Origin of the sequence: Pengzhenrongella sp., assembly GCF_036565025.1 — a bacterium.
Taxonomy (GTDB): domain Bacteria; phylum Actinomycetota; class Actinomycetes; order Actinomycetales; family Cellulomonadaceae; genus Pengzhenrongella.
Window position 1 is genome coordinate 19,038 of the sequence record NZ_DATCNW010000331.1, and the last position, 10,029, is coordinate 29,066.

Consider the following 10,029-nt stretch of genomic DNA (forward strand, 5'->3'; position numbering starts at 1 on the left):
TGTGGTGCGGGCCCTGCGGCCTACGCGCGAGCCTGCGCATGCTGGGTCGCGAACCGTTGGTCAGAAAATTAGCGCAAGGTGATCAAATAAACAACGGCAGTGCCAACCCGTGGACTCTTGTCCCTTGCGCAACCCCGCCGCTAGTGCAGTCCGGACCGCGACGCGTGCTCGGTGACCGCCGCCACTGCCGCCTCGACCGACCCCGACCCGAGCGCCGCAAGGAGAGCCCGATGGGTCTCGTTGAGCCGCCGCAAGGTGTCCAGGTCCGGACCGGGTCGCAGCCAGCAGAGCCGGCCGAGGAGCTCAGCCGCCCGCTCCGCTGCGGCAGCCGTACCGAGCTGCTGGGCAAGTTCGAGATGAAACCGGGCCTCCAAGGAGGCGGCCGCTCGCGCATCGACCGTCCCGTCCAGCTCCAGAACCAGCTCCCCGAGGACGCGGACCTCATCACTGCGGTCATCCCCGCACCCGATCGCGACCAGGCCCGCCTCCAGCAGGAGGTGCAGTTCGGCGAGCGGCCGAGCATGGCCCTCGTCATGGAATTCGGCCACCATCGAATCCCAGTTGGCCGCCACGAACGTGCCGCCGGTGCGCCCGCGTCGCCGTTCGAGCAGCCCGTCCTGGCACATCGTCTCCAGCGTGCGCCGCACGGTGATCTCGCCGATGCTCAGGGACTCGGCCAGCACGCCGGTATCCGGCAAGCGATCTCCCGGGGCCAACGACATGAGCCGCACCGCGAGAGCGATCCTCGACCTGACCAGCCCCGGGCCCGTGGCATTTGACGACGGACGTCGAATCCCCAGCTCGAGGATGTCCGCCGAGCCGGCCAACCGGGCAGCATCACCCACGGTGTACGGACTGAACTTCCCCACCTGCCTCGCCACCCGATTCACAATAGACGAGGCGCCGAGCTGGGTGGACTCGTGGCCGGCCGGCTCGGCGGCGGGACGGCTGAGGCGCGCGACGAGGATCTCGTCGCACGCCTCAGACCCAGCTCTGTCGGCTTCAAGCCCTCAGCCTCGGACCCCGGAACCGGTCCTCAGCCTCGAACCCTCAGCCTTCGATCCTCAGAATTCCCGGTGGCCTTGCGACCCGCACCGAAACCCGAAACCGCCCCACCTCAGACCTCGATCCCCTCGAGCATCTCCGTCACCAACGCCGCCACCGGCGAGCGCTCCGACCTGGTCAGCGTCACGTGCGCGAACAGCGGGTGGCCCTTGAGTGCCTCGATGACCGCCGCGACGCCGTCGTGCCGGCCGACCCGCAGGTTGTCGCGCTGGGCGACGTCGTGGGTCAGCACCACCCGCGAGCTCTGGCCGATCCGCGAGAGCACCGTGAGCAGCACGTTCCGCTCGAGCGACTGGGCCTCGTCGACGATCACGAACGCATCCTGCAGCGAGCGGCCCCGGATGTGCGTCAGGGGCAAGACCTCGAGCAGCTCGCGGTCCATGATCTCCTCGACGACCTCCTTGGAGACCAGCGCCTCCAGGGTGTCGAACACGGCCTGGCCCCACGGGCCCATCTTCTCCGCCTCGCCACCCGGCAGGTACCCGAGGTCCTGGCCGCCGACCGCGTACAGCGGGCGGAAGACCATCACCTTGCGGTGCTGGCGTCGCTCGAGCACCGCCTCCAGGCCTGCGCACAGCGCGAGGGCCGACTTGCCCGTGCCGGCCCGACCGCCGAGGGACACGATCCCGATCTCGGGGTCCAGCAGCAGGTCGATCGCGATCCGCTGCTCCGCGCTGCGCCCGTGCAGCCCGAAGACGTCCTGGTCGCCCCGAATGAGCTGCACGTGCTTGTCGGGCGTGACCCGACCCAGCGCGGACCCGCGCGGGGAGCGGAGCACCAGGCCGGTGTGGCAGATCAGGGCGCGGTCGGCGGCGCCGTGCACCTCGGCGAGGTCGATCGTCTCGTGCTCCCACGCGGCGGCCATCTGGGCCTCGCTCACGTCGAGCGTGTCCATGCCGGTCCAGCCGGAGTCCACGGCCAGCTCGGCCCGGTACTCCTCGGCGTGCAGTCCCAGCGCGGAGGCCTTGACCCGCATCGGCAGGTCCTTGGACACCAGGGTCACCAGCAGTCCCTCGAGCGCGAGGTTCTTCGCGACGGCAAGGATCCGGTTGTCGTTCTCACCCAGCCGGAAACCGAGCGGGAGCGTCTCGGCGCTGGTGTGGTTGAGCTCGACGTGCAGCGTGCCGCCCTCGTCCCCGATCGGGATGGGCTCGTCGAGCCGGCCGTGCTCGATGCGCAGGTCGTCGAGCATCCGTAGCGCGGCGCGGGCGAAGTAGCCCAGCTCGGCGTGGTGGCGCTTTGCCTCGAGCTCGGTGATCACCACGATCGGCAGGACGACGTCGTGCTCCTTGAAGCGCAGGATCGCACGCGGGTCCGACAACAGCACAGAGGTGTCCAGCACGTACGTCCTGCGGGCGCCAGGACCCTCGTCGGGGATCACTGCCCCTGCGGTCCGGGTGGTCGGGGTGGTGCCGCTTGTTGCCTCATTGACCACGACTGGCTCCCTACCGGCGCCCGGGGGCGCCGTTCTCGCTACCTCGCGTCAGCGCGTGCCGACGTCAGGCGACTGGGTGGGGGTCGGTCGGCCACGAGAGCCGGGTCCGGCCCTCCCCCCGGAGCAAGTGGCTCCATGGGCTGGCCTCCCATTGGATGACTGGAGTCATCCGATAGGCACGGACGCTACGCCGGGACCAGCCCCGCGGGCACCAGGTGGCGGGCAACACGCCACCTCGAAACCTGATGTTCACCCAGTGGACGCCTAGCGTCCCAACCGTCGTTCGCGGGCCGCGAAAGCCCGCAGCGCGCGCAGGAAATCGACCCGCCGGAAGTCCGGCCAGTAGGCCTCGCAGAAGTAGAACTCAGAGTGCGCACTCTGCCAGAGCAGGAAGCCGCCCAGGCGCTGCTCGCCCGACGTGCGGATCACGAGCTCCGGGTCGGGCTGGCCCTTCGTGTACAGGTGGTCGGCGATCTGGTCGACGTCGAACGACTCGGCGAGCGCCTCGAGCGTCGTCCCGCGCTCGACGTGCTCGCGCAGCAGCGAGCGGAACGCGTCGGCGATCTCGTGCCGCCCGCCGTACCCGATGGCGACGTTCACGTGCAGGCCCCGCACGTCCTTGGTGCGCTGCTCGGCACAGCGCAGCGCGTCGGCCGCCTCGACGGGCAGGAGGTCGAGGTCGCCCATGACCTGCACCCGCCAGCGCCCGGTGTCGGCCAGGTCGGACACGGCTTCGGTGATGATCGACACCAGCTCGGCGAGCTCGTCGGCCTCGCGGCTGAGGTTGTCGGTGGAGAGCATCCACAGCGTGACGACCTCGACGCCGACCTCCTCGGACCACACCAGGAAGTCGCTGATCTTGTCGGCCCCGCGCCGGTGCCCGGTGGACGCCGGCTCACCGAAGGACCGCGCCCAGCGCCGGTTCCCGTCCAGGATCACCCCGACGTGGCGGGGGATCGCATCCTGCGGCAGGGATACCGCCAAGCGGCGCTCATACAGCCCGTACAGCAGGTGGGGCAGGCGCACGCGAAGGACCTCTCGGCAGGGTGGCGGGAGGCTCACGCTACCCCGACCCGTCCCAGGTTGCTCTACCTACGGTGGAGTAACCTGCGGGGGTGAAGCAGCCCGCCCCGTGACGCTCTACGGAGCGCCGCGCAGCATTCGAAGGAGACCGATCGCGATGGGAAGCAGTCCGGCCACGCGACCGAACGGGTCCAACGGCGACGCCCTGCGCGAGGGTGCGGTCCAGGTCGCCGAGGCAGTCAAACCGCGGCTCCGCGGCTGGATCCATGCGGGCATGTTCCCCCTGGTGCTCGCAGCGGTGATCGTCCTGGTCGCCCTCTCGCCGACGACGGCGGGCAAGGTCTCGACCGGTGTGTTCGGCCTGACCTCGGTGCTGCTGTTCGGCGTGAGCGCGGTCTACCACCGCGGCACCTGGTCACCGCGCGTGACCGGGGTCCTGCGCCGGGTGGACCACTCGAACATCTTCCTGATCATCGCGGGCACCTGCACACCGCTGGGGGTCCTGCTGCTGCCGCACGAGACCGCGAAGATCCTGCTCTGGATCGTGTGGGGCGGCGCGATCGTGGGACTGATCGCCCGGGTGATCTGGCTCGGCGCCCCGCGCTGGGTCTACACCCCGCTCTACCCCGCGCTCGGCTGCGTGAACCTGTTCTTCCTGCCCCAGTTCGCCGCGAGCGGCGGCGCCGTGATCGTGTGGCTCGTCTGCGGCGGCGGGGCCGCGTACATCGCCGGCGCGGTGGTCTACGCGATGAAACGCCCGAACCCCAGCCCGCGCTGGTTCGGGTTCCACGAGGTCTTCCACGCGCTCACCGTCGTGGGCTTCACGTGCAACTACATCGCGGTGTCGATCGCGTCGTACGGGCACGCGTAGGCGCTCGGCGAGACCCGTCGCTCAGTCGACGCGCGGGACGACCGAGTACCGCCGGTTCGCGAGCGACGGGTTCCGCTCCCGCACGACGTCGATCGCGCCGGCGTCCACGTCCGTGGTCACGACCGCCGGAGCCTCGTCGAGCTCGAGCCGGACGTCGCCGTCGGCCCCGACCACGAGCGAGCGGCCGACGACGCCCAGCCCTGCCTGCCCGACGGCGAGCACGACGGCCGTGTTCTCGATCGCCCGGGCGACGGCGACGACCGCGTTGACGGCCCGGTCCGGCCGGCTTCCCGGCAGGGTCATCCCGGCGATCACCGCGACCCCGGTGGCGGCGGCCCGCTCGCGCAGCGCCGTGACGAACGGTCCGGTCAGCGGCTCGGCGTGCTGTGGCCCGACCCCGCGCGGGTCGAAACCCGACGCGTACTCCGGCAGCACCAGCAGGTCCGCGCGCGTGGTCGCGGCGGCGTCCAGGGCCGCGAGCGCGTCCCGCCGGTTCGCCGCGTGGTCGTCCCCGACGGAGAGCTGGCCGATCGTGACACGCACGAGCGGCCGGACGGGCGGCCCGGGCGGGGACGCGCCGTCGTCGGGCGACCGAGCGGCGTCGTCGGGCGGGGACACGCTCACGGGCGGGCGGGGCCGTCCGAGGGCGTGTCGGTCGGGCTGTCGCCGGCTGCGGTCGAGCCCGACCCGCGCGAGGACGCGCCCGGCCCGTCCTGCCCGGCGGCCTTGGCGGCTGCGGCGTCCGCCGCGTCCAGCAACGCCTGACGCTTGTTCACCTTGCGCAGCTTGCTGGTCATCGAGAGCCCCAGTCCGATGACGGCCAGCGCGATGAGGAACACCGGGATGAACCCGAGCAGTCCCGGTGAGACGTCGGCGGGGTCGATCTGGGGGCGTGCGCTCAGGGACGCGGCGAGGCCGAGCAGAGCGGGGGTCATCGGGTTCCTTCCGGGCGGATCCCGGCGAACAGATCGTCCTCCGGGAGCGTCGTGGGCACGTGCGAGACGGCGAGCTCGTAGTCCTCGAACGGCCAGGTCTTGGCCTCGATCGCGCGCGGGATCGCGAAGAAGAACCCGTCCGGGTCGATCTGGGTGGCGTGCGCCCGCAACGCGTTGTCCCGCGCGGGGAACCAGGCGGAGCAGGCGATCTGCGTGGTGACGGTCCGCTCGGGGATCTCGCGGGCCTGCCGGGACCCGATCCAGTCCCCGAACGGCGACTCCCGCCCGGCGGCGAGCAGCGCCTCGTGCACGGCGGCCATCCGGACCATCGAGAACCCGTGGTTGTAGTACAGCTTCGGCGTCTGCCACGGCTCGCCGCGGTCGCGGTACCGCTCGGGGTTCCCGGCCGCCTCGAACGCCTCGACCGACACCCGGTGCGTCATCACGTGGTCCGGGTGCGGGTAGCCGCCGCTCGGGTCGTAGGTCGTGATGACGTGCGGCCGGAACTCGCGGATCGCCTGGACGAGGGGCGCGGACGCGTCCTCGAGCGGGGTCAGGGCGAAGCACCCCGGCGGGAGCGGGGGCAGCGGGTCGCCCTCGGGCAACCCCGAGTCCACGAAGCCGAGCCAGTGCTGGCGCACGCCGAGCGCCGCGGCGGCCGCGGCCATCTCGGCGCGCCGGATCGCCCGCATCCCCTCGACGCCGCCGGTGACCGGCGGGTAGTGCGGGTTGAGCAGGTCGCCCCGCTCACCGCCCGTGCAGGTGACGACGAGCACGTCGACACCCTCCGCGGCGTACTTGGCCATGCTCGCCGCACCCTTGCTCGACTCGTCGTCGGGGTGTGCGTGGACGGCCATCAGCCGAAGTGGTTCTGTGCGCACCGGGTCCTCCTGCAGGTACCGTCCGTCGGGAGGGACGGCTGGTCGAGGGACAATGTTCTCGCATCCGCGGGCCGGCCGTGCCACCAACGGCGCGCACGGCGTCGTCGGGCACCTCGTCCCTCCAGGAGAGCAGCTATGAGCGAGTCGATCACGTCCGGCCCCCCGGCGGGGCGCTACGGGCGTGGGCCGACGGTGCGTGGCCGCCGCGCCACCAGGCTGGGCATGGTGATCGGCGGGGCGCTCGTGGTCGCGCTGCTCGTCTGGCTGGGCGCGGGCCTGCTCCGGGATCCGGTCCAGTGGAACGACGTCGGCTACTCGGTCAAGGGACCCGAGCGCGTCGACGTGACGTTCGACGTGGTCAAGAACGCCGGCGCGACCGCGCAGTGCACGATCCATGCGCTGAACGCCAGCTTCGCGGAGGTCGGCGTGGTGGCGGTCAGGATCGGCCCGGCGACCGAACATGTCGTGCGCAAGACCGTCACGATCGCGACCCAGGAGCTCGCGGTGACCGGTGTCGTGGACTCGTGCAGGCTCGTGGCGAAGGCAGCGCCGTAGCCTCATTGTGAGCAGCGTCTCGGGCGCGCGGGCCGAGGGTTGCTAGAATGACGGATTCCGACGCAGCCCCTGACCGGCGTAGGAGAAGGTCCACGCGGTCGGGGCTTCATCACCCAGCAGCAACCGGTACACGCGCGTCATGCGGGTGTACCCGTGTCTTCACCTGACGCAAGAGAGGAGCGATCGTGACCGAGACTGCCGCCGTCACGTGGCTGACCCAGGAGGCGTTCGACCGGCTCAAGGCCGAGCTCGATCAGCTCTCCGGGCCGGGCCGCGCGGACATCACCGCCAAGATCGCCTCCGCGCGCGAAGAGGGCGACCTCAAGGAGAACGGTGGCTACCACGCCGCCCGCGAGGAGCAGGCCAAGCAGGAGGCCCGGATCCGCGAGCTGACCGCGAAGCTGCGCAACGTCGAGATCGGCTCCCCGCCCGACGACGGCGTCGTCGGGCCGGGCATGGTCGTCAAGGCGATCGTCGCGGGCGACAAGATGACGTTCCTGCTGGGCTCGCGCGAGATCGCCGGCTCGACCGCGATCGACGTGTACTCCCCGACCTCCCCGCTCGGGACCGCGATCAACGGGCACAGCATCGGGGAGAAGGTCAGCTACGCGACCCCGAGCGGCAGCGAGATCAAGGTCGAGATCCTCTCCGCGAAGCCGTTCATGCCCTGATCACCCGCTTGCCCGCCCAAGGGCAGCATTGATCATGCTTCACCCCGTAACGTCCGAGCGTTGACGTCCTATAGGACGTCAACGCTCGGACGTTACGGGGTTTCTGGGTCGTTGCGGGGTCAGGTTTGCGGGTCAGGTTGCGAGCTCGGCGAGCTGCCCGCCGAGGAAGACCGCCTCGGTGCGCGACGCCGCGCCGAGCTTGCGCAGGATCGCCGACACGTGCACGCTCGCGGTCTTCGCGCTGATGAAGAGCCGTTCGCCGATCTCACGCGAGTTCGTCGGTCCGGCCAGGTTCCGAGATCGAGGCAACTCTGTCGAATTCCAGGCGCGTCATCCGGCTCGATCACCGACGCGCATACCGACGACCCGCCCGGCCAGTCCGCCTGCTCGACCTCAGTGCAGCGCTCTGTGCAGCGCTCTGTGCAGCGCTCTGTGCAGCGAAAGTGCACCAAAACGCCTCATTTACTGCACTCTGGCTGCACAGAGCGATGCACTGAGCCCGCCCACTTGCCGGAGTGACGGCCGGCCCGGCGTCGAACTCCGGGCCGCCCGCGAGGTCGGCCACCCGCGAGGTCACCCGGCCACCCGCGAGCTCGCCGTTGGGCCGCGATCCGGGATCTGACGCGCCACAGTCCGCCTGACCCTGCGTCGAGCCGAGCGATCACCACGGCTGCCAGGACAGCACCTGGTAGCTCGGCCACTAACCGTCACCCCGGCCGAAATCGACCCACGGATCGGTCAGGAGAGCCGTCTCTTTTGGGGCGTTGCGGGTCAGGTTGCAAGCTCGGCGAGCTGGCCGCCGAGGAAGACCGCCTCGGTGCGCGACGCCGCGCCGAGCTTGCGCAGGATCGCCGAGACGTGCACGCTCGCGGTCTTCGCGCTGATGAAGAGCCGTTCGCCGATCTGCCGGTTCGAGAGCCCCTGCCCGATCAGCTCGAGGACCTGCCGTTCGCGCGCGGTCAGCACGGACCCCGGCGGCGCGAGCGCGACGGCGTCGTCGGCCAGCCGAAGGCCCGCCCGCGCGGCGAGCTCGGTCACCCAGCCCTCGATCAGGCCCGCACCGATCCTGCTCGCCGCAGCCACCGCTGCCCGCAGGTCGCGGGTCGCGCCGGCCCGGTCCGCCGCGGCGAGGCGCGCCCGTCCGAGCCGGAAGAGCGCATAGGGAAACAGGTATGCCTGGCCCGCGGGCACGTGCACGGCGTCCACAGCGGCCCGCCACTCCTCGACCCCGCTCCCGTCGAGCGCGCCTCCCCCGAGCTCGGCGTCGAACAGGGCGATCCACACGGGCGCGCTCGGCCAGAAGGCACCCTTGGCCGACAGCTCCCGCAGCCGGTTCTCGCGCACCTGGAGGTCGATCGCGTCGACCCCGGATCCTCCGGCCGCCCGCATCGCGCCGAGCACCCGCGCACCCAGGAAGAGCAGCGGCAGGTCGTGGCCCGGCATGGCCCGCTCCTGGGCGAGCACCACCTCGACCTGCGCCCAGGCCCCGGTCAGGTCGCCCCGGGCGGCCGCGATCTCACCGACGATCCGGGCCACCCCCAGGCGCGTCTGGATCTCGACCCCGGCGAGCGTGGTCATCGACGATCGCGTCTCCCGGTAGAGCTCCTCGGCCCCGGCCACGTCCCCGCGCCAGAGCGTCAACCAGATGTACGCCCGGTGCACGTACAGCCGGAAGGCGAGGGGCGCCTCGAAGGCCCTGATCCGGTCGATGAGCTCCTCGGCACGGACCCACCGGCCCAGGGCAAGCAACGGGTCGACCGCGTTGGACGTCAGGACCACCCCGCTGGTGCGCTCGACACCCCGCTCGCGGGCGGTCACGATCCCTTCCTCGGCGATCCGCAGGGCCTCGTCGTGCCTGCCCACGAGGTACATGAGGTCCGACATGTTCACCAGGTACCGCAGCAGGGCCTGGTGATCACCGCGGGCGAGGCCCCGGGCGCGCTCGATGTCGGCCATCCCGCCCTCGACCTCGCCTGAGTGGATCCTCGAGAGCCCCAGCATGTTGGCGGCCACCGAGGCATGCCTGTGCGAACCTGCCGCCTGGGCCTCCGCGAGCGCCTCGCGCGCCACAGTGATCGCCTCCGGCAGGTATCCCTCGATCATCAACCGCGCGGAGAGGGCACTCAGGATCGCGGCGCGGAGTGACCCGTTCGACCCCGGCGGCAGGAGGTCGAGCGCCTCCCGCAACAGGGCGATCGACCCGGGTCGACCGACGTTGGCGAGGTAGTTCGCCTTGCGGCCGAGCAGATGCGAGCGCCGCGCGGCGTCCCCGGGCGGGCACTCCGCGATCGCGAGGTCCACCATCGCGAGCGCCCGCTCCCCGTCTCCCGCGTCGCGGAGCGCGGCGGCGGTCTCGGCGAGCAGCTGGGACTTGCTCTGCCCGGCGATCGCGGCCGGGTCTGCGAGCTGGTCCCACATCTCCAGGGCGCGTTCGCCCAGCTGGGCAGCCGTGCGGAACGCAAAGCTGGTCACCGCCTCGGACATCGCGATGAGCGTCGCCGGGAAGGCTCTGGGCACGTTGTACGCGGCGTACCAGTGAAAGGCGACCTCCGCCGCCCCGCCGGCCCCTGCCCCTGCCCCTGCCCCTGCCCCT

The 10,029-nt window shown here is 71.4% G+C and carries 11 protein-coding genes; 3 read left to right on the top strand and 8 right to left on the bottom strand.

What is annotated here, in order from left to right; all coding sequences use genetic code 11:
* Positions 1 to 140: 140 nt before the first annotated feature.
* The 3 genes from VIM26_RS19095 to VIM26_RS19105 form a co-directional block, all read right to left on the bottom strand.
* Complete coding sequence (locus VIM26_RS19095) at positions 141 to 722, bottom strand: FCD domain-containing protein (RefSeq protein WP_331954186.1); 582 nt, start codon at positions 720 to 722, stop codon at positions 141 to 143.
* A 395-nt stretch (positions 723 to 1,117) separates the two neighbouring features.
* The gene (locus VIM26_RS19100; RefSeq protein ID WP_331954188.1) at positions 1,118 to 2,446 is read right to left on the bottom strand and encodes a PhoH family protein; all 1,329 of its coding nucleotides are present in this window, start codon (positions 2,444 to 2,446) and stop codon (positions 1,118 to 1,120) included.
* Positions 2,447 to 2,764: 318 nt separating this feature from the next.
* Entirely contained in the window at positions 2,765 to 3,526 is a 762-nt protein-coding gene (locus VIM26_RS19105) for an isoprenyl transferase (protein WP_331954166.1), read from the bottom strand.
* 154 nt (positions 3,527 to 3,680) lie between these two features.
* Here VIM26_RS19105 and trhA point away from each other — a divergent pair, with 154 nt between their 5' ends.
* Positions 3,681 to 4,394 (top strand): PAQR family membrane homeostasis protein TrhA, encoded by a 714-nt coding sequence (gene trhA, locus VIM26_RS19110; RefSeq protein WP_331954168.1) that lies wholly within the window; start codon positions 3,681 to 3,683, stop codon positions 4,392 to 4,394.
* 21 nt (positions 4,395 to 4,415) lie between these two features.
* Here the strand turns inward: trhA and VIM26_RS19115 are convergent, their stop codons facing one another.
* From VIM26_RS19115 to mca, 3 genes are read right to left on the bottom strand one after another with little or no spacing between them, the layout of a single operon-like run.
* On the bottom strand, positions 4,416 to 5,018 hold the full coding sequence (locus VIM26_RS19115; protein WP_331954170.1) for a nitrilase-related carbon-nitrogen hydrolase: 603 nt from the start codon (positions 5,016 to 5,018) through the stop codon (positions 4,416 to 4,418).
* Positions 5,015 to 5,329: a hypothetical protein gene (locus VIM26_RS19120; protein ID WP_331954172.1), complete on the bottom strand. Its 315-nt coding sequence runs from the start codon at positions 5,327 to 5,329 to the stop codon at positions 5,015 to 5,017. Before VIM26_RS19120 ends, VIM26_RS19115 begins: the two co-directional genes overlap by 4 nt.
* The gene (gene mca / locus VIM26_RS19125; RefSeq protein WP_331954174.1) at positions 5,326 to 6,210 is read right to left on the bottom strand and encodes a mycothiol conjugate amidase Mca; all 885 of its coding nucleotides are present in this window, start codon (positions 6,208 to 6,210) and stop codon (positions 5,326 to 5,328) included. The genes VIM26_RS19120 and mca overlap by 4 nt, the downstream gene beginning before the upstream one ends.
* A 135-nt stretch (positions 6,211 to 6,345) precedes the next feature.
* On the opposite strand from mca, the gene VIM26_RS19130 reads away from it, so the two are divergent.
* Together VIM26_RS19130 and greA are read left to right on the top strand one after the other, a co-directional pair.
* Entirely contained in the window at positions 6,346 to 6,765 is a 420-nt protein-coding gene (locus tag VIM26_RS19130) for a DUF4307 domain-containing protein (protein WP_331954176.1), read from the top strand.
* A 185-nt stretch (positions 6,766 to 6,950) separates the two neighbouring features.
* Positions 6,951 to 7,436: a transcription elongation factor GreA gene (gene greA / locus VIM26_RS19135; RefSeq protein ID WP_331954178.1), complete on the top strand. Its 486-nt coding sequence runs from the start codon at positions 6,951 to 6,953 to the stop codon at positions 7,434 to 7,436.
* A gap of 132 nt (positions 7,437 to 7,568) precedes the next feature.
* On the opposite strand, the gene VIM26_RS19140 is transcribed toward greA, so the two are convergent.
* Both VIM26_RS19140 and VIM26_RS19145 read right to left on the bottom strand, forming a co-directional pair.
* Positions 7,569 to 7,745 carry a LuxR C-terminal-related transcriptional regulator gene (locus tag VIM26_RS19140; RefSeq protein WP_331954180.1) on the bottom strand — a complete coding sequence of 59 codons (177 nt, stop codon included), beginning with the start codon at positions 7,743 to 7,745 and terminating at the stop codon, positions 7,569 to 7,571.
* 462 nt (positions 7,746 to 8,207) lie between these two features.
* On the bottom strand, positions 8,208 to 10,029 hold a 1,822-nt coding region (locus tag VIM26_RS19145; protein ID WP_331954182.1), incomplete at its 5' end, for a LuxR C-terminal-related transcriptional regulator.

Coding starts and splice junctions, on each gene's coding strand:
- VIM26_RS19095 (WP_331954186.1), bottom strand. CDS start 722: ATGTCGTTGGCCCCGGGAGATCGCTTGCCGGATACCGGCGTGCTGGCC.
- trhA (WP_331954168.1), top strand. CDS start 3,681: ATGGGAAGCAGTCCGGCCACGCGACCGAACGGGTCCAACGGCGACGCC.
- VIM26_RS19120 (WP_331954172.1), bottom strand. CDS start 5,329: ATGACCCCCGCTCTGCTCGGCCTCGCCGCGTCCCTGAGCGCACGCCCC.
- VIM26_RS19130 (WP_331954176.1), top strand. CDS start 6,346: ATGAGCGAGTCGATCACGTCCGGCCCCCCGGCGGGGCGCTACGGGCGT.